The organism is Tsukamurella sp. II2bb (assembly GCF_057815145.1).
In genome coordinates this window covers 1-17419 of sequence record NZ_JBYPZI010000001.1, presented here as the reverse complement: position 1 = coordinate 17419, position 17419 = coordinate 1, and the positions used below count along the sequence as shown (strand labels likewise).

Genomic DNA, 17419 nt, shown 5'->3' with positions numbered 1-17419 from the left:
CCACAAGAAGACGTACCGATCAGAGCCGGTATCCGAGCATGCGGATACCGGCTCTGATCGTTCGTGTGCACAGCCGCCGTCGGTCAGATCGCTGCGACGCGCTGCACGAGGTGCCGCAGCAGGTGCGTGCCGGCGGTGCGGTAGTCATCGGGTAGGACCACGATCCGGGCGTCGTTCGCTTCGAGTACGGCGCGCGCGGCCGCGAGTTCGGGGGTGCCGGCGGCGGAGGGTTCGACGAACGCGACGGCGAATCGCACCTCGTTCCAGGTATCGGTGAGGCCGGCCCGGTACGGCACGACGTCGTCGACGGCGCGGAGTGCGGCGACCATGCGGGCGCGGTCGGCGTAGGGCAGCATCGGTTTACGGTGCTCCTGTCGCTCGTAAAGAGCGTCCGTGGCGACGCCGACGACGAGGCGGGTGCACTGTGCTGCCGCGGCCTCGAGCAGATCGAGGTGCCCGGGGGTGAGGACGTCGAAGGCACCGGCGATGTAGCCGACGCGGTCGTCGTGATCGTGCGGCCCGGTCGAAGGATGGGCGGATTTCATGGGAGGACCTGCTCTCATCGTGGAGGGGCGCTCGGTGCGGGGCCGCACACCGTCGGGCTAGGTCGCCGGCTCGAGGAATCGGAGGACGGTGCCGAGCGCCGCCGCGAGTTCCGTCGCTCCGGGCCGGGGCGTCTGGAGGAGGTCGTCGCCGGCCGTCGGGCCGACGGTGATGTTCCACCGCTCGAAGACGTCGTGCGCGCGCTGAAGAGCGGGATCGCGATCGGTGGCCGGAAGCTGCTGGAGATGCTCATCGGGGTGTCCTTCTTCGGTGGCCCGGGCGGGCGTCGGTGGGTGAGGAAGGCACTCCCGGAGGACGGCGTGCCTGGCTGGGGTGTGTGGGCGGGCCCGACCTCGTCGGCCGTGCCCGCCCACGTGACCCGCCGGGCGCTCCGGGCGCGGGCGCGGGTCCGGCGGGCGGTTCGGGTCAGCTGGCGGGGATGATGCCGAGCTGCTGGAGGACCGTGACGCCGTCGTCGAGGCCGACCTCTTCGACGATGAGGCCGTTCTGCACCTTCAGGACGGTGGTGCCGGTGAACCGCATCGTCTTTCCTGAGGCAGCGGCCACCGAGCCGATCGGCAGATCGGTGAAGTCGATGTCACCGGTGTGGGTGCCGCCGCCCTCCCACTGGCCCACGACGTAGTCTCCCTCGGCGATGAGGTCTGCGGTGCCCCAGAAGTTCAGGTCCGGGAACGCGGCGCGGAAGCCCTCGGCGAAGGCCCGTACCTGGTCGCGGCCGCGCAGGGGCTGATGCAGCGAGTACTCGAAGCGGATATCGGGGGCGGCGAGCTCGTCGATGACGGCCGGGTTGAACGGGTTGCCCCAGAACTCGGTGAACCAGCGTCCGACGACGGCCTTGTTGTCCTCGATCGACATGATGTTCTCACTTCCTATGCATCGGGTTGGATACCGCCTCACGTGGGTATCCGCTCTGTAGACGCTGCGAATTCCGAGAACGTGAGATGTCGGTGGAGACCCGCCGGCGGCCGATCGGCCGTGCCCAGCGGGTTCGTGGCATGCGGTCATGGCAGGCCGCTGCGGGCATTGGTGATCAGGCGGCGTTGCAGTGTGGCGGTGACGAGGTCGATGATCCGGTCCGGGGGCGAGTCGTCCGTCCGCCGCTGCAGGTAGTAGCTGGCTGAGTCGGTGACGCCCAGCGGGTTGGTCGCGGTGAGCACCACCACGGCGTACTGCCAGTACCGTTCGGGCGGCTCGGGGATGCTCAGGACCTCGGCGAGCCGGTCGAAGGTCCTCCGCTGCGCCGCCGGGGGAAGCCCGTCGACGGCCGGTGCCGGGCCGAATCCGCTCGGCGGCCCGTAGGCCGCGATGGCGGCGCCCGCCCGTTCCAACAGCGAGTTCTCCGAGACCCGCAGGTCGAAGTCCTGAAGGTGCTGCAGGTAGACCTTGTAGTCCTCGACGCCGTCGAGGTTCCTCAGATTCACGAACGCCGCGGTCGCGGCACGCCACGTCGACCGGGGGTGCCGGTCCGCGCCGAGGATCGCGACCACCTCGCTGAGGACGTCTCCCCGCGCCACCCCGAACGTTTCGTCGCGCCACGATCTTTTCGATGCCATCGCTGGGCCCTTCCACGCTGATCAGAGAGAACCGGTCAGCAGGTAGACGGTGCGGGGCCCCGGAGCGTGAGATCAGATCGGGAAGGGCGGTCCTCAGTCGGTCATCCCGGTCTCGCGCAGGGTGATGTTGACCCTCCCGGCCTCCAGGCCGCACCCGGCCGGCGCGGTGCCCGGGTGTACGGCGGTGACGCCGTGGTAGGCCAGTCGGGCGGGTCCACCGAAGACCAGGAGGTCGCCCGACTCGAGGACGAGATCGGTGTACGGGCGGTTCCGGTTCTCGGTGTTGCCCAGCCGGAACGTGCAGGCATCGCCGATCGACAGCGAGACGACCGGCGCCAGGGACAGCTCGTCCTTGTCCTGGTGCATCCCCATGCGGGCTTGCGCGGCGTAGAAGTTGGCGAGCGCCGCGTCGGGCGTGTAGCCGGCGGCTTCGTCGTCGGGATAACCGACGGTGACCAGCGCACGGCGGCCGAGCCGGACCATCCACTCCGGGAACGGGAGCACCCGGGCGCCGTTGACGTCGGTCGCGGCCCGCGTGTACCGGTACGGCTGCCAGTGCCATCCCAGGCACACGGTTTCGACGGACATGCGATGCCCGCGAACGGATGCCGCACGGATCGGGACCGGCCCGTGCGCCCACCGGTGGAACTGCCGCACGATCCAAGCCTGCTGCTCGAGGTCGAGCCAGCCGCGGACGAGGTGCGCCCCCGGCGCGACCTGCGCCACGGACCGGTCGAGGGCGAACAGGGTCAGCGCGTCCGCTGCCGGCCCCGACGTTCGATCGTCCACAACTCACCTCCCCGGGTCGTGCCGCTGAGCCCGCCGAGGTCCCAGTCGTAGAGGGCGGTCAGGACGGGCGGTATCGCGGAGTCGCCGGCGACGACGATCGTGCGGTCGGGCCGCCAGTCGGTCGACCAGAGCAAGCGGCTGATCATCTGCATCCAGCCGCGGCCGGTGCCGACGGTGATCCACGCATCGGCGCGGCTGTCGGCGAGACGCTGCGCGGGGCGGAGCCACGACGCCGCGGTCTCGGTCCAGTCGATCACATCGGCGACGGTGCCGCCGCGGGCCTCCCACAGCGCTGTGACGGCGTGCGCGGTGGCGCCGGCGATCGGGCTACGGCCCGAGCCGATGCAGATCCGGCGGGCCCCGCGCCGCTCGGCCTCGTCCAGCGCGGCGGCGAGCTCCTCGGCGGTCGCCGGCCGATCGGTCGCGTCGAGGGTGGTCCGGTCGGGGATCCGGGGGCTGGCCGGGGAAGCCGGGCGGTGCAGGGATGCGGTCATCGAGAGTCCTTCGGGTGGTTCGCCTTCCAGGCGAGGTAGCGGTCGCGGCAGCACGCCGCGCAGGGGCGGTAGCCGGCGGCGATCGCGGTCCGCTCGTCGGCGAAGAAGACGCGGTGGGCCACGTACCCGCCGCGGGCGATGGCCCGCAGCGACGCGGGGCAGTCGAGGCGGCCGTAGATCCTGCTCCGACGGTGCCCGCCCCACGTACCGGGAGTGGCGCTGGGGAACGGCCGGTTCGCGCTGTCGCGCAGCGTGTACACGAGGAGCTCCGTTCTTCAGGCGGCGTCGTGGAAGACCAGGGCGAGCGTGTGCCGCTCACCCGATCGGACCGCGGACACCCCGTGCCGCACCGGCGCCGCGGACCAGCCCCGCGCGGACCGGACCGGCCGGTCGCGGGTGGTGAACACCAGCCCGTGCCCGCGGGGCAGCGTGAACGACGTCCCGCGCGACTGGGCCCGCGGCCGCTGCTCGACGAGGAGGAACTCCCCGCCGGTGTGATCGGTCTCGGGGTCGTTGAGTCCGATCACCACCTGCAGCGGGAACACCAGGTCCCCGTACAGGTCGCGGTGCAGGGCGTTCCAGTCCCCGGGGCCGTATTTGAGCAGGATCGCGGTGGACTTGGGCTGCCCGGCGTCGTGGCACATCCGCAGCCACTCGTCGAGGTCGTCGGGCCAGGGCGCCTCCCGGCCGAGCCGTGCCCACCAGCGTCGGGCGATCGGCAGCAGCCGCGGGTACAGGGTGTGCTTGAGCTCGTCGATCGGGTCCGGGTAGGGCCGGGCGAAGTACCTGTACTCGCCCTGCCCGAACCGGTAGCGCTCCATGTCGACGGTGCTGCGGAACAGCTCCTCGCTGTCGTACAGTTCGCGGATGCGCACGGTCTGCTCGTCGGTGAGCAGCCGCGGCAGCAGTGCTCCGCCCACAGCGTCGAGGTCGGATTCGATGCGGTCCCAGTCGGCGGACGCCGGCGCGGCCGGCAGTGTCGAGGCGGCCATGATCACGCCGCCTCGAGGTGCAGGAGCGCCGACTTTGCGTCCGTTCCGCCGACGTACCCGCCGAGGCTGCCGTCCGTGCGGACGACGCGGTGGCAGGGCACGATCACCGGGATGGGGTTGGTCGCGCAGGCGGTGCCGACGGCGCGGACCGCGCCCGGATTGCCGACGAGCTCGGCGACCTCGCGGTAGCTGCGGGTCTGCCCGTAGGCGATCTCCGGGAGGTGGCTCTGCACGAGCTGCCGGAAGCCGTGCGACAGCGACAGGTCCAGCTCGATGTCGAAGGCCTTGCGCCGGTGCTCGAAGTACTCGTCCAGCTCGCGTGCGACGCGATCGAGCCGGCCCGGTGCCCGCAGGATGCGCGGGCTGAGCTTCTCGGCGAGGGTCTCCAGGACGCGGTCGTGGTCCTCGCGGGCGAACGCCACGCGCACCAGGCCCTTGTCCGTCGCGGCGAGCAGCAGCTCACCGAGCGGGGAGTCGACGACCGTGTACGCGACGTCGAGCAGCCCCTGGGCCTGCGCGTGTTCGGTCAGCCGGCCGCGGAGCCGGGCGAGGGCGTCGGAACTGACGGGCGCGGAGAGCGCGCCCGGGATGTCTGTGCGGGGATCGATGGACTCGTTCATGATGGTTCTCCTCTCAGTGTGCGCCCGGATAGGTTTTTCGTAGGTTCTTCAGTCCGTCGGCGGCGGCGCGGCGCGCGGCCTCGACGGTGCCGCCGAGGATCCCGGCGATCTCGGCGTAGGGCAGGTCGGCCGCGTAGCGGTACGCCACCGCCTGCCGTTGCTTGTCCGGCAGGCGGGCCACCGCCGACCAGAGCTCCTCGGACGTGCCGTCGAACGGTGCCTCGTTGCTCGCCGCCTCGGGAACCGCGTCGACGGGCGCGGCTCGCCGCTGCGACGCCCGGATGAGGTCGATGGCCTTACGGTGCGCGATCGTCACCAACCAGGCCTCGACGTTCGCGTCGTCGGGGAGCTGCGGGTACGCGCGCATCGCGGCGAGGAAGGTCTCGGACCACGCGTCCTCGGCGTCGTGCGCGCCGAGTACCGCGCGACAGACCCGCAGCACCGTCGCCGCGTGCTCGTCGACGACCCGCTCGAAGGGAGCTCTCATGCCGAACTCGCCTCCCGCGCGACGCCCGTGCCGCCTGTATCGCCCGAGTCGCCCGGGGCCCACTGCAGCGGTAGGTGCGGCGTCGCGCCGGCGTGCGCTTCGAGGTCGAGCAGCGCGCGCTTGCGTTTGAGCCCCCCGGCGTAGCCGGTCAACGCGCCCGAAGCGCCGATCACCCGATGGCACGGGATCAGCACGCACAGCGGGTTCGCGCCCACCGCCTGCCCGACCTGCCACGCCGTCTCCGGGTGACCCAGCCGCCCGGCGATCGCCCCGTACGTCGTCGTGCTGCCGTACGGGATCTCCTGCAGCATCGTCCACACCGCCCGCTGGAAGTCGTCCCCGTCCGGCGCGAGCGGCAGATCGAACTCACGGCGCTCGCCCGCGAGGTACTCGCCGACCTGCTGCGCCGCCACACTCAGCAGAGCGTCGTCGTCGACGCGCGGACCGAACGTCGCTTCGGCGGGACGCCGGATGTGATGACGGAAGTACAGCCCGGTGACCCTGTCGTGGTCCGCGACCAGCGTCAAGGGGCCCAGGGCGGTCTCGGCCACGAGATTCCTGACGTTCATGTGCTCTCTCCTTTCGATGTCCTCTATCCGGTAGACGCTCACGGTCGTGTGAACGTGAGGTCCGACGTGGATCGTGTGATGGTTCGTGGCCGGGCGATCCGAGATGGAGCATCCATCATGCGATCACGACGCCATTGCCGCTGGTCCCCAGGCCGGTACGGCTAGGATCTAGCCCACACGAACCCGCCTGGAGTTCCGCGCGGCGGGGGCGACTTCTGCAGCCCGGGGAAGAGGCGCGGACACCTGTGGGAAGCGAGGGGGGAGGACATCGTGTTCTCGAGTAGACCCAAGACCCTGTTCACCTGGGCGCTGATCCTGATCCTCGTGGGCGTCTTCGCGAAGACCGCGATGACCGACGTGCTGCTGGCGATCGACGGGGCGATCACTCCCGTGGAACAGCATCTCAACGAGATCGGCACGATCGTCGACCTGACGAGCGCGGTCGCGCTGCCCCTGGGTTGCAGCCTGCTGGCCGCGGGCATCGTCATCGCCTCCCTCCCGCGCGGCGGAAACACCCGGCCCGAACCGGGTAGCACCCGGCCCGGCGAAGACGACTGAGGCCGCCCGTGATCGCCCCGAAATCCTGGATCCTCACCGCCGGCTGGCTGCTGATCGCCGGGGGTGCACTGGTCGAGATCGTCCTTCGGACTCGTCCCGAAACGACCGCGTTGGGCGCGGACAGCATCGAACCGACGATGTCGCTGAGTCTTCTCGCCGCGATGGCCGGCAGCACCGCGATCCCCGTCGGATGCGCACTCGTCTTCGCCGGCCTGATCGTCAGGCACCTGCGAGCCCGGGGGGCGGCCGGACGCCTGACCCGGTACCAGCACGATGCGCGATCGCGCGCCCTGTCCCGGGCCCGCGGGCGCGCTACACTGCGCGAGCCGGATGCGGAATCCCCTCGGGAGCGGTCGCGCCACTGTGAAGCCAGACCCGCGCCGGCGCTGGGCCCGGACGACCGGGCACCGTCGAACCGCCTACCCGGGCGCGAAACCCCGGACGAAGGAGCGCCGCTCATGGCGAACGCATCCACCACCGCACACGCCGGTGATCTCTCGCTGCACATCTCCCGTCGCGCGGTCTGGCTGAGCACGACGCTCTTCCTGGCCGTGCTGGCGTACTACTTCATCGGCATCGACCAGGGCGCCGTCTCGGTGTTCGGCAACGACATGCACGTGCACGAGTTCTTCCACGACGCCCGGCACTTCCTCGGCTTCCCCTGCCACTGACCGGGGGAGCCGTGGAGAAGCACGTCATCGCCCGCGGCGCACTCGCCGGGGCGACCGGAGGATTGCTCGCCTTCGTCTTCGGGCGGATCCTGGTGGAGCCGATCATCGGGCGGGCCGTCGACTTCGAGGAGGCCCGCAAGGCCGCTGAGCACGCCGGGCACGACGAGGCCGAGCTGTTCAGCCGGACGGTCCAGGCGAACGTCGGACTCGGGGCCGGGTTGATCCTGTTCGGCATCGCGATGGGCGCGCTGTTCGCCGTCGCCTACTGCGTCGCGGCGCCCAGGCTGGCGCAGTGGACGCCGCGGACGGTCGCGCTGGCCGTGGCCGGCTCGCTGTTCGCCGGGATCTACGCCCTGCCGTACCTGAAGTACCCGCCGAACCCGCCCGTCGTCGGCGATCCCGACACGATCCGTGAGCGCACGGGCGCCTACCTGCTCATGGTCGCGATCTGCCTGGCGCTGGTCGCGGCCGCGTGGGCCGTGGGATCGGCGACGGTGCCGCGGCTCGGGGCGTACCGCGCGGCGCTGGCCGGCGGAGCGCTCGTCGTCGTGGGCTTCGCACTCGCCTGCCTGCTGCTGCCGGCGAACGCCGCGACGCCCCACGGCTTCGATCCCGACGACCTGTACTGGTTCCGCACCTACTCCTTCCTGGCGCAGGCGATCCTGTGGGGCGCGATCGGACTCGTCGGCGGCGAGCTCCTGCACCGTCTGACGGTGACGCGCGGTGCAGCCCGGACGGCGCCCGCGGCCGTCTGAGGAATCCAGCGGTTTCCAGCTGGGAGATGCGGCAGCGGCGGCATACCCTGGGGGTATGAACCGCCGCTGCGCTCTGTGCTGGGCGGCCGCGCTGATCGCGATGATCGTCTCGGCCACCGTCCACTACCGGGGTGGTGGCGGCGGCGTCGACGGGCTGTTCCTCGTCATCGCCCTGGCCTGGGTGCTGCTCGCCATCCAGGCGCACCAGCCCACGGGCTGGCGGGGATAGTTCAGAAGTCCCGCCGGCGGGCGCGCAGCACGACGTCCTCGATGTGGTGGCTCGACGCCGCGCCGTGCGGGCGGGGGCGCTTCTCGTGCACCTCGATCAGCCAGTCATCGGACCCGGAGAGCAGTGCGACGATCTTGGGGACCTGCAGGTAGGCGTCCGGATCGAAGGAGGGGGCGTGCCCGGCGTCGGCGGCCACCGTCCGCATCGCCTCGGGATCATGGCCGACGACCAGCAGCGTGCCGCCGGGCGCGACCGCGTCGAGCAGGTTCTGCGCGCCGCGCCCGTCGGGCGTGCGTGGGATCGACGCGTACTGCGCGCTGACCAGGTCGAACGCGCCGGCGGGGAACGGACGCAGGTCGCCCACGTCGGCGAGGAGGGTGATGACTGCGACACCGCGCTCCGCGGCCGCGGCGCCCACGTGCTCGAGCGCGCGGGCCGAGACGTCGGCCGCGGTCACCGTCCACCCGCGCCCGGCGAGCCACACCGCGTCGCCGCCCTCGCCGGCGCCCACGTCGAGCGCCCGTCCCGGCGCGAGACCCTCCACTTCGTGCACCAGCGTCCCGTTGGGATTGCCGCTCCAGATCCGCTCGCCGTCGTACCGGTGATCCCAGTCGCGGCGGTTCGCGGACGGCCGTGCGTCGGCGCGCAGATCCTCCTCGGCGAGGTCGAAGCTGATCGCCGCGCCGACGGTGCTGCCGTGCGCGGCGGCCGAGAGCAGCTGCTGGGCGGGATCCGTGGCGTTCCCGGCGGCGTACAGTCCCGCCACGGAGGTCGCGCCGGTGGCATCGACGGCGATCACGTCGCCGGTCCCCGAGGCGTGCGGGGTCGCCGAGAGCCCGAGGCCGGCGAAGGCGTCGGCGCGGGTGCGGAAGCGCGGGCGGACGAAGACGGCGTCGGCGTCCAGGACCGTGCCGTCGGCCAGCTCGACGCCGGTGAGGACCGCACCGTCGGTGATGATGCGGCGCCCGGTGCCGGTGCGCACGTCCACCCCGCCGGCCCGGAGGGCGGGCAGGCGTTCGTCGTCGGCGAGCGCCGGATCCACCACGACGGTGAGCCGATCGGTGAGTCGATGCAGGAGCGCCGTGGGATGCAGCTCGTGCGGGGTGCTCACGAGCTGCACAACGCGCTGGTCGCGGATCTCGAAGCCGTGGCAGAACGGGCAGTGCAGCACGTCGCGGCCCCAGCGCGCCGCGAGACCGTCGATCTCGGGGAGCTCGTCGACCAGGCCCGTGGCGGCGAGGACGCGGCGCGCGAGGACGGCGTGCCCACTGCGCAGCTCCACGCGGAAGGCGCCGTCGGCGGTGCGGGTCACGCGCTCGGCCGAGCCGGACAGGATCTCGCCGCCGTAGGCACGCACGTCCTCGCGGCCCCGTCGGAGCAGGTCGGACGGTGCGGCGCCGTCGAACCCGAGGTAGCCGTGGAGATGCTCGGCGGGGGCGTTGCGGGGCTCGCCCGCGTCGATGACGATGACGGAGCGGCGCTGCCGCGCGATCTGCAGCGCCGCGGCGAGGCCGGCCGCGGAGCCGCCGATCACGCAGACGTCGCAGTGGCGTTCGATGTGATTCATGGCTCCCAGCGTGGCCATCTCTGGCAGATGCCGCAAGATGTCTTGCTATATTCGCATGATGACGGAGCTGGGCGAGATCGAGAACCTGGTGCGGACGCGGTTGCGGAGCCTGCGCACCACCCTGGGGCTGTCTCTGGACGAGCTCGCGGCCCGGACCCGGCTGAGTGCCTCGACGATCAGCCGCGTCGAGACGGGTCGTCGCAGCATCAGTCTCGACATCCTCGTGCCGCTGGCGAAGGCGCTCCAGGTGGACCTGGACGCACTGCTGGACGCGGGAGAGGCCGACGACGTGGTGCTGCGCCCCGCGCCCAGCCGGCAGGACGGCCGGACCACCTGGCTGCTCACCCGCCCCACCAGCGACATCGTGGCGATGAAGATGCGGCTCGAGTCCACGGCTGCGCCCGAGCCCCGCGTCCACCCGGGCCACGACTGGTTCTTCGTCCTCACCGGCCGGGTGCGCCTGACCCTCGGGGAGCGGACGATCGAGGTGGCGAGCGGCGAATCGGCCGAGTTCAACACCATGACGCCGCACGCGATCGCCGCCGCGGACGGACCGGCCGAGCTGATCATGATCTTCGACCGTGCCGGGCGGCACGCGCACGGCGAAGGCTAGGGCTACTCGCCCTTCTTGCGGGGATCCTCGTCGGCCGCGGACTCGACGGGCGCCTCGTCGGCCGGTTCCGATTCCTCGACGGCGGCCGGGGCACTGTCGCCGGTGGCGCCGCTGGCGGGCCGGACGCGGGGCGGAGCGGGCGCGACGGGCGGTGCCGACGGGGTGCGCAGCAGCTTGAAGGCCAGCCCGCCGACCGCCAGCACCAGCGCCACGACCGCGCCGATCACGAGCGGCCTGCGCCACGCCGGGCGGGACGGCGCATCGTCGGACAGGGTGATGGCGCGCTCCGGATCGACCTCGGCCGGGGCGAGCCACGACCGGAGCAGGCCGTAGATCCCGGCGAGCGTCCGGCTCGTGAGCGATAGGGCGAGGCCCGTGAGCGCTCGCGCGATGTTGGCCGGCCCGACGATGCTCTGGCCCAGGCCGGAGACCAGGCGTTGGACGTTCGACGGTGCGTCGGTGGCGGGGGCGTCGTCGAGAAGAGGGGAGGTGGCCATGGAGGCGTGATCCTTTCAGCGGACGAGGGAGCGTCTTTCCACCGATTCTTATCCGGTCTCCACGGGTTGGCAGGGTGTGGAAAATGGCAGAATGTCGGTGTGACCAACTCCAACGCTACCGCCCACGTGACCCTGCACACCTCTGAAGGCGACATCCGCATCGCCCTGTTCGGCAATCACGCTCCCGTGACCGTGGCGAACTTCCTCGGACTCGCCCAGGGCACCAAGGAATACACCACCACGAACGCCTCCGGCGGTACGTCGGGACCGTTCTACGACGGCTCGATCTTCCACCGTGTCATCGACGGCTTCATGATCCAGGGCGGCGACCCGACGGGTACGGGCACGGGCGGCCCCGGGTACGACTTCGTCGACGAGTTCCACCCCGAGCTCCGGTTCGACCACCCGTACCTCCTCGCAATGGCCAACATCGGCCGTCCGGCCACGAACGGCTCGCAGTTCTTCATCACGGTCGGCAAGACGCCGCACCTCAACAACCGGCACACGATCTTCGGTGAGGTCGAGGACGAGGCCAGCCGCAAGGTGGTCGACGCGATCGGCGCCACGCAGACCGACCGCGCGGACCGTCCGGTCAAGGACATCACGATCAACTCCATCACCGTCGAGGAGTAGTCACCCCGACATCAGCGCGAGCCCGGCCGGATCACCGGCCGGGCTCGCGTGCTCCAACTACCCGAAAGATAATTACTTCGTCTCACTGATCCATCAGTGTGGATCGTAATCGGCTTCGAATTCCCGAACGATGAAGAAATCGTGTGAGCCCGATCTCGATCCGTCCGGGCCGGTGAGCATGTTCACCGCACAACGGCCGCTTTGAGATGGACACTCGATGTCCGGCCTTCGTAACGTTTCCGTGATCTTGTGGAGACCGAGGCGTGACCGACACGCCGCTCCACCGGAGTCGGGAGTCGACGAAGGTGTCCAGTGACAGTACGAGGACCATGCCCCGCCGCAGCGCTCGCCGCGGCACGATGCGCGCAGCCCTGGGGGCGGCCGTCGCGGTGATCGGACTCGTCGCAGTACCGGCGGTGGCCCAGGCCGCCCCCGTTCCGGCCCCGCAAGCGCCGGCCCCGAAGGCTCCCGCCCCACAGGCCCCGGCCCCGCAGGCGGCGGGGCAGGCTGCCGGACCCGACCGCTCGTCGGTCGTGCGCGCGGCGCTCACCCGCGTCGGTATGCCTTACTCCTACGGCGCGGCCGGGCCGAGTTCCTTCGACTGCTCCGGCCTGGTCACCTGGGCCATGGGCCAGGCGGGCGTCGGCGTGCCGCGCAGCAGCTACTCGTTGATGAGTGCGGGCACCCCGGTCGCGCAGGCGGACCTGCGCCCGGGCGACGTGGTGATCACGAACGGCGGCGGCCATGCCGCGCTGTACATCGGCGGCGGACAGGTCGTGGAGGCCGTCACGGCCGGCGTGCCGGTGCGCGTCGCCGGAATCCGCGGCTTCGTCACCGCGCGCCGCTACTGAGCGCCGGGCCGCAGGGCCTCGAGCTGCTGCGCCACGAGGGTGGGCGCCTCGCCGAGCTCCCAGCGGCCCAGGAAGAGCAGGTCATCCCCGCGCGTTAGCTCCAGGAGCACGGACTCGCGGCCCCAGTGCCGTGTGGTCGTGCGCTTGATCTCCAGGCCGTCCCACGGGAAGACCTTGCGGCCGAAGGCGCCGCGGTAGACGACGCCGGCACCGTCGGCGGACAGACGCGGGCGGAGCACCAGGACCTGGACCCCCAGGTAGATCAGGGCGGTCACGCCCACGCCGACGAGCACCATCCCGACGGGATCCTTGATCGCCTGGAAGGCGATGGCGGCGGCGCCCAGGATCACGCCGGACACGAGCAGGACGACGCCCACGCCGCGCGGAGCGCTCCAGTTATCCACAGGTTTATCCACAGCTGGGGATGAAATACATCGATGTGATTCCGCTGGTCAGAGCTACTTCCACCACATCGTCATCAACAGGCCTGCGATCATCAGGCCGAAACCGATCGCGAAGTTCCACGCCTCGAGGTTGGCCATCCACTCCAGCGGCTTGCCGGGCGCGCCCAGGCCGTTCGGATCCGCACCGACGTAGTAGACGAGGAGCCAGGCCAGGCCGGCCAGCATGAGCGCCAGGAACGCGACCACGAACCACCGGCCCGACGGCGCGTTCACCTTGACCGGCGTGCGCGAATCCGTGGCGGTGTTGATCGTGTAATCGGTCTTCTTCCGGACCTTCGACTTCGGCATGGCTTCCTTCTACCTGGGTACTGTTCACCTGCCAGGTTATCGGATGTACCTGCGTGACCCCAGCCCGCTAGTGTGGACGGGTGCGGATCCTCGTCGTCGACAACTATGACAGCTTCGTGTTCAACCTGGTCCAGTACCTCGGCCAGCTGGGCGTGGAGGCGGACGTCTGGCGCAACGACGATTCGCGGCTCGACGATCCGGCCGCTGCGGCCGCGCAGTACGACGGTGTGCTGCTCAGCCCCGGGCCCGGTACTCCCCAGCGCGCCGGACAGACCATGGCGATGGTGACGGCCGCCCGCGAGGCCGGCTCCCCACTACTGGGTGTGTGCCTCGGGCACCAGGCGATCGGCGCGGTCTTCGGCGCCACTGTCGACCGCGCCCCCGAGCTGCTGCACGGCAAGACCTCGCTGGTGCACCACAACGGCCACGGCGTCCTCGCCGGACTCCCGGACCCGTTCACCGCGACCCGCTACCACTCGCTGACGGTGCTCGAGCCCACGATCCCCGATGAGCTCGAGATCACCGGGCGCACCGAGTCGGGCGTCGTGATGGCCTTCCGGCATCGCGAGCTGCCGATCCACGGCGTCCAGTTCCATCCCGAGTCCGTGCTCACGCGGGGCGGGCACCGCATGCTGGCGAACTGGCTGGCGGTGTGCGGTTTCGATGTCCCGGAGGCGCGGATCGCCGAGCTCGAGCACGAGGTGGCCGCGGCGCTCGGGTGATCGCCGGACGGCGATCACCGGCGAGTGCGGTCGGTTTCCCGCGCTATCGGGTGGGAAACCGACCGCACTCGTGAGTTCTACGGCTCGTCGGCGCGGCTACGAGCGCCGGACGTGCAGCACGATCGACGCCGACGTGTCCACCTGAGTACCGGGCTTCGGGTCGGTGTCCCACACCCGCCCGCGGTCGAACAGGCCCGACGGGGCGTCGACCACGACCGTGATGTTCCCGTCCGAGAACCCGGCCTGGATCAGCGCGGCCCGGGCGGCGTTCTGATCCTGGTTGATCACGTTGGGCATGTTGATCGGCTTGACACGGGAGACCTGCAGCGTCACGGTGCTGCCCTTGTCGGCGTTCGACCCGCCGGCCGGGTTCTGGCTGATGACAGTGCCCGCCGCGGTGGAGCTGTCGACCTGCTGGATCTTCACGTCGAAGCCCAGGCCCTTGAGGTTCGAGGTGGCCTGGTCGACCTGCGTGTTGGTCACGTCCGGGACCCGGACCTGCTCCTTACCGGAGCTGACGGTCAGCTGGATCGGCGTGCTCTGCTGGGTCTTCGTGCCGATCGCCGGGTTGGTCGAGATGACGCTGCCCTTCGGCACCGTCGGCGAGGGATCGTTCTTGACGTCCTTGGCCACGGTGAAGCCCGCCTTCTCGAGGATCTCGCGGGCCTCCTTCTCGGGCTTGTTCGCGACATCGGGCACGGCGGCGATCTTCGGACCGGTCGAGACCTGCAGCACCACCGTCGAGCCCTTCGCGGCGCTCGCGTTCGGCCCGGGCAGCGTCGAGATCACGTGCTCCGGCGGCACCGCGTTGTCGGGCATGCGCTGCACCTCGACGGTGAAGCCCAGCTTCTGCAGCGCGACCTGGGCGTCCGCGGCGGGCTCGCCGATCTGCGAGGTCACCGTCGCGGTCTGCTCGCCGCCGCGACTGTTGAGCAGGTACCAGGTGGTACCGCCGACGAGGACCAGCGCGATGACCGCGGCCGAGATCAGCAGGAGCAGGCTCGAGCGGCTCCGGGTCCGGACGGGGGCCGAGTGCCGGCGCCGGACGGGCGCGGGGGCCGCGGTCGCCTCGACGACCTCCGTCGCCGGATCGTCGTTCGACGGTGCCGCGCCCTCCGCGCCGCCGCCGGCGGCGACCGGGGCGGCGGCGCGCCGACGGGGCCGGGAGGGCTCGGTGAGCAGCGCCTCGCGCTCGGAGTCGGACAGCACCATCGGCGCCTCGGGCTTGCGCCCCGCGAGCACCCGGATCAGGTCCTGCCGCATCTCGCCGGCCGTCTGGTAGCGGTTCGCGGGGTTCTTCGACAGCGCCTTGAGCGTGATCGAGTCCAGCTCCGGCGGCACGGTCTCGAGGATCGACGACGGTGTCGGCGGATCCTCGCGGACGTGCTGGTAGGCGACGGAGACGGGCGAATCGCCGGTGAACGGCGGCTGCCCGGTGAGCAGCTCGAAGAGCACGCAACCGGCCGCGTAGACATCGGAACGGGCGTCCACGGAATCGCCGCGGGCCTGCTCCGGGGAGAGGTACTGCGCGGTGCCGATGACGGCCGCCGTCTGGGTCATCCCCGCCGACGGGTCGCTCATCGCCCGGGCGATGCCGAAGTCCATCACCTTGATCTCGCCCGCGCGGGTGAGCATCACGTTGGCCGGCTTCATGTCGCGGTGCACGATGCCGTTGCGGTGGCTGAAGTCCAGCGCCGCGCAGACGTCGGCCATCCAGGTCATCGCGGCCTGCGGGGCGATGGTGCCGTCGCGGCGCAGCACGTCGCGCAGCGTCTCACCGTCGACGTACTCCATGACGATGTACGGCAGCGGCCCCCCCGGGGTCTGCGCCTCACCGGTGTCGTACACCTGCACGATCGTCGGGTGGTTCAGCGAGGCGGCGTTCTGCGCCTCCCGCCGGAACCGCTCGTAGAAGCTCGGATCCCGGGCCAGGTCGGCACGCAGGATCTTGATCGCCACGTCGCGCGAAAGACGCGTATCCCGGGCCAGGTGCACCTCGGACATGCCACCGAACCCGAGCGTTTCGCCCAGGTCGTAGCGGTCGTTGATGCGACGCGGCGGGGTAGTCATTCGTCTATGTCCGTCATCCGTTAGTTGTTGCAGGGGAGGGGGATCCCGAAGATGCCGGTGCACGGCGGCTTCGTCGTCGGCTCACCCCCGGTGACCGGCGGCTCGGTGGTCGTCGGAGGCGGGGCCTGCGTCGTCGTCGGCGGTGGCGGGGGTGCCTGCGTCGTCGTCCGCGGCGGAGGCGGCGCCTGCGTGGTCGGCTGCACCGTCGACGTCTCGGTCACCGTCCGCGGCGGCTGCGTCGTCGTGGGCCGGGCCTGCGTCGAGGTCCCCGTCGGCGGGGGCGCGACGGTGCCGGTGTCGGTCACGCTCGTCGACGTCGGCGGGACGGCCGGTTCGTCGCTGCTCGTGAGCAGGTAGCCACCGACGATCGCCGCGGCGATCAGCAGCAGGACCACCGAGACCGCGAGGATCGTCTTCTGGGCCTTCGTCCAGCCGCCGCCGTCGGCCGCGGTCGACGGTGCCGCCGCCCGCGGGGTCGGGGCGGAGTTGCGCGAGACGGGCTGTGGCCCCGGCCGCGACGACGGCACGACCGTGGTGGCCGCGGTCTCCGGCGGACGGCTCACGGCGGCCGCGGCCGTCTGCGCCGCGCCGGTCCAGCCGCGCGGCATCGGCGGGCGCTGCCCGGCCTTCACCGCCGCGACCGCGTCGGCGAACTCGCCGCCGTTGGCGTAGCGCTGCCGCGGGTCCTTGCCGAGGGTCAGGGTGATCAGCTCGCGGACCGGCGCCGGCAGGTCACCGGGCAGCGGCTCCGGCTGGTCCCGGATGTGCTTCATCGCGACGGTGATCGCACCCTCGCCCGAGAAGGGCCGCTTGCCGGCGAGGCATTCGTAGCCGACGACGCCGAGGGAGTAGACGTCGGAGGCGGCGGTGGCGTCTTCGCCGGAGGCTTGTTCGGGGGAGATGTATTGGGCGGTGCCCATGACCATGCCGGTTTTGGTGACGGGTGCGGCGTCGACGGCTTTGGCGATGCCGAAGTCGGTGATTTTCACTTGGCCGGTGGGGGTGATGAGGATGTTGCCGGGTTTGACGTCGCGGTGGACGAGGCCGGCGGTGTGGGCGACTTGGAGGGCGCGGCCGGTTTGTTCGAGGAGGTCGAGTGCTTGGGCCTGGCTGAGGTGGCCGAGGCGGCTGAGGACGGCGTTGAGGGGTTCGCCGTTGACCAGTTCCATGACGAGGTAGGCCAGGGGTGCGCCGCCGGCTTGGTCGGCGGTTTCGCCGTAGTCGTAGACGCCGGCGATGCCGGGGTGGTTGAGGGCGGCGGTGGTGCGGGCTTCGTTGCGGAAGCGGGCGAGGAATTCTTGGTCTTCGGAGAATTCGGCTTTGAGGACTTTGACTGCGACGCGGCGGTCGAGGCGGGTGTCCATGGCTTCCCAGACTTGGCCCATGCCGCCGGTGGCGATGAGCCGGAGGAGTTCGTAGCGGTCGGCGATCAC

At 71.2% G+C, this 17419-nt stretch carries 25 protein-coding genes; 9 read left to right on the top strand and 16 right to left on the bottom strand.

Annotated elements, in window-relative coordinates:
* Positions 1-83 precede the first annotated feature (83 nt).
* Entirely contained in the window at positions 84-545 is a 462-nt protein-coding gene (locus AC21LY_RS00125; RefSeq protein WP_489044107.1) for an adenylyltransferase/cytidyltransferase family protein, read from the bottom strand.
* Here AC21LY_RS00125 and AC21LY_RS00120 point away from each other — a divergent pair.
* Complete coding sequence (locus AC21LY_RS00120) at positions 531-986, top strand: hypothetical protein (protein WP_489044106.1); 456 nt, start codon at positions 531-533, stop codon at positions 984-986. The two genes, AC21LY_RS00125 and AC21LY_RS00120, sit on opposite strands and share 15 nt — an antisense overlap.
* Here the strand turns inward: AC21LY_RS00120 and AC21LY_RS00115 are convergent.
* The 9 genes from AC21LY_RS00115 to AC21LY_RS00075 all read right to left on the bottom strand — a co-directional run bounded on the left by AC21LY_RS00115 (position 970) and on the right by AC21LY_RS00075 (position 6068).
* Positions 970-1419, bottom strand: a complete 450-nt coding sequence (locus AC21LY_RS00115; RefSeq protein ID WP_489044105.1) for an ester cyclase — start codon at positions 1417-1419, stop codon at positions 970-972. The two genes, AC21LY_RS00120 and AC21LY_RS00115, sit on opposite strands and share 17 nt — an antisense overlap.
* 146 nt (positions 1420-1565) lie before the next feature.
* Complete coding sequence (locus AC21LY_RS00110) at positions 1566-2117, bottom strand: hypothetical protein (protein ID WP_489044104.1); 552 nt, start codon at positions 2115-2117, stop codon at positions 1566-1568.
* A gap of 93 nt (positions 2118-2210) precedes the next feature.
* The gene (locus tag AC21LY_RS00105; protein ID WP_489045390.1) at positions 2211-2864 is read right to left on the bottom strand and encodes an alpha-ketoglutarate-dependent dioxygenase AlkB family protein; all 654 of its coding nucleotides are present in this window, start codon (positions 2862-2864) and stop codon (positions 2211-2213) included.
* Positions 2865-2866: 2 nt separating this feature from the next.
* Entirely contained in the window at positions 2867-3400 is a 534-nt protein-coding gene (locus AC21LY_RS00100) for a hypothetical protein (protein ID WP_489044103.1), read from the bottom strand.
* Positions 3397-3660 (bottom strand): Ada metal-binding domain-containing protein, encoded by a 264-nt coding sequence (locus tag AC21LY_RS00095; protein ID WP_489044102.1) that lies wholly within the window; start codon positions 3658-3660, stop codon positions 3397-3399. Before AC21LY_RS00095 ends, AC21LY_RS00100 begins: the two co-directional genes overlap by 4 nt.
* A gap of 15 nt (positions 3661-3675) precedes the next feature.
* Positions 3676-4392, bottom strand: a complete 717-nt coding sequence (locus AC21LY_RS00090) for a 2OG-Fe(II) oxygenase (protein WP_489044101.1) — start codon at positions 4390-4392, stop codon at positions 3676-3678.
* A gap of 2 nt (positions 4393-4394) precedes the next feature.
* Entirely contained in the window at positions 4395-5012 is a 618-nt protein-coding gene (locus tag AC21LY_RS00085) for a methylated-DNA--[protein]-cysteine S-methyltransferase (protein WP_489044100.1), read from the bottom strand.
* 13 nt (positions 5013-5025) lie between these two features.
* Positions 5026-5499, bottom strand: coding sequence for an RNA polymerase sigma factor (locus AC21LY_RS00080; protein ID WP_489044099.1), 474 nt, complete (start codon positions 5497-5499; stop codon positions 5026-5028).
* Positions 5496-6068 carry a methylated-DNA--[protein]-cysteine S-methyltransferase gene (locus tag AC21LY_RS00075; protein ID WP_489044098.1) on the bottom strand — a complete coding sequence of 191 codons (573 nt, stop codon included), beginning with the start codon at positions 6066-6068 and terminating at the stop codon, positions 5496-5498. The genes AC21LY_RS00080 and AC21LY_RS00075 overlap by 4 nt, the downstream gene beginning before the upstream one ends.
* A 270-nt stretch (positions 6069-6338) precedes the next feature.
* Between AC21LY_RS00075 and AC21LY_RS00070 the strand changes: the two genes are divergently transcribed.
* From AC21LY_RS00070 to AC21LY_RS00055, 4 genes are all read left to right on the top strand, one after another.
* Complete coding sequence (locus AC21LY_RS00070; protein ID WP_489044097.1) at positions 6339-6626, top strand: hypothetical protein; 288 nt, start codon at positions 6339-6341, stop codon at positions 6624-6626.
* A gap of 458 nt (positions 6627-7084) precedes the next feature.
* Positions 7085-7297, top strand: coding sequence for a CbtB domain-containing protein (locus tag AC21LY_RS00065; protein WP_489045389.1), 213 nt, complete (start codon positions 7085-7087; stop codon positions 7295-7297).
* Positions 7298-7308: 11 nt separating this feature from the next.
* Entirely contained in the window at positions 7309-8052 is a 744-nt protein-coding gene (locus AC21LY_RS00060; RefSeq protein WP_489044096.1) for a CbtA family protein, read from the top strand.
* 55 nt (positions 8053-8107) lie between these two features.
* Positions 8108-8281 carry a hypothetical protein gene (locus AC21LY_RS00055; RefSeq protein WP_489044095.1) on the top strand — a complete coding sequence of 58 codons (174 nt, stop codon included), beginning with the start codon at positions 8108-8110 and terminating at the stop codon, positions 8279-8281.
* Position 8282: 1 nt separating this feature from the next.
* Here the strand turns inward: AC21LY_RS00055 and AC21LY_RS00050 are convergent, their stop codons facing one another.
* Positions 8283-9848, bottom strand: a complete 1566-nt coding sequence (locus tag AC21LY_RS00050; protein WP_489044094.1) for an FAD-dependent oxidoreductase — start codon at positions 9846-9848, stop codon at positions 8283-8285.
* A gap of 58 nt (positions 9849-9906) precedes the next feature.
* Here AC21LY_RS00050 and AC21LY_RS00045 point away from each other — a divergent pair, with 58 nt between their 5' ends.
* Complete coding sequence (locus AC21LY_RS00045) at positions 9907-10461, top strand: helix-turn-helix domain-containing protein (protein WP_489044093.1); 555 nt, start codon at positions 9907-9909, stop codon at positions 10459-10461.
* 2 nt (positions 10462-10463) lie between these two features.
* Here AC21LY_RS00045 and AC21LY_RS00040 read toward each other — a convergent pair whose 3' ends face one another.
* On the bottom strand, positions 10464-10958 hold the full coding sequence (locus AC21LY_RS00040) for a hypothetical protein (RefSeq protein WP_489044092.1): 495 nt from the start codon (positions 10956-10958) through the stop codon (positions 10464-10466).
* Positions 10959-11057: 99 nt separating this feature from the next.
* Between AC21LY_RS00040 and AC21LY_RS00035 the strand changes: the two genes are divergently transcribed.
* Both AC21LY_RS00035 and AC21LY_RS00030 read left to right on the top strand, forming a co-directional pair.
* Entirely contained in the window at positions 11058-11591 is a 534-nt protein-coding gene (locus tag AC21LY_RS00035; protein ID WP_489044091.1) for a peptidylprolyl isomerase, read from the top strand.
* A gap of 329 nt (positions 11592-11920) precedes the next feature.
* The gene (locus AC21LY_RS00030) at positions 11921-12442 is read left to right on the top strand and encodes a C40 family peptidase (RefSeq protein ID WP_489044090.1); all 522 of its coding nucleotides are present in this window, start codon (positions 11921-11923) and stop codon (positions 12440-12442) included.
* Here AC21LY_RS00030 and AC21LY_RS00025 read toward each other — a convergent pair.
* On the bottom strand, positions 12436-12846 hold the full coding sequence (locus AC21LY_RS00025) for a PH domain-containing protein (RefSeq protein ID WP_489044089.1): 411 nt from the start codon (positions 12844-12846) through the stop codon (positions 12436-12438). The genes AC21LY_RS00030 and AC21LY_RS00025 overlap by 7 nt on opposite strands.
* A 54-nt stretch (positions 12847-12900) precedes the next feature.
* A complete protein-coding gene (crgA, locus tag AC21LY_RS00020) occupies positions 12901-13194 on the bottom strand; it encodes a cell division protein CrgA (RefSeq protein WP_489044088.1) in 294 nt (97 codons plus the stop codon).
* Between the two features lie 80 nt (positions 13195-13274).
* On the opposite strand from crgA, the gene AC21LY_RS00015 reads away from it, so the two are divergent.
* Positions 13275-13916 (top strand): aminodeoxychorismate/anthranilate synthase component II, encoded by a 642-nt coding sequence (locus AC21LY_RS00015; protein WP_489044087.1) that lies wholly within the window; start codon positions 13275-13277, stop codon positions 13914-13916.
* Positions 13917-14012: 96 nt separating this feature from the next.
* Here AC21LY_RS00015 and pknB read toward each other — a convergent pair whose 3' ends face one another.
* Together pknB and AC21LY_RS00005 are read right to left on the bottom strand one after the other, a co-directional pair.
* Complete coding sequence (gene pknB, locus AC21LY_RS00010; protein ID WP_489044086.1) at positions 14013-15986, bottom strand: Stk1 family PASTA domain-containing Ser/Thr kinase; 1974 nt, start codon at positions 15984-15986, stop codon at positions 14013-14015.
* Positions 15987-16006: 20 nt separating this feature from the next.
* The coding region (locus AC21LY_RS00005; protein ID WP_489044085.1) for a protein kinase domain-containing protein at positions 16007-17419 on the bottom strand (1413 nt) is incomplete at its 5' end.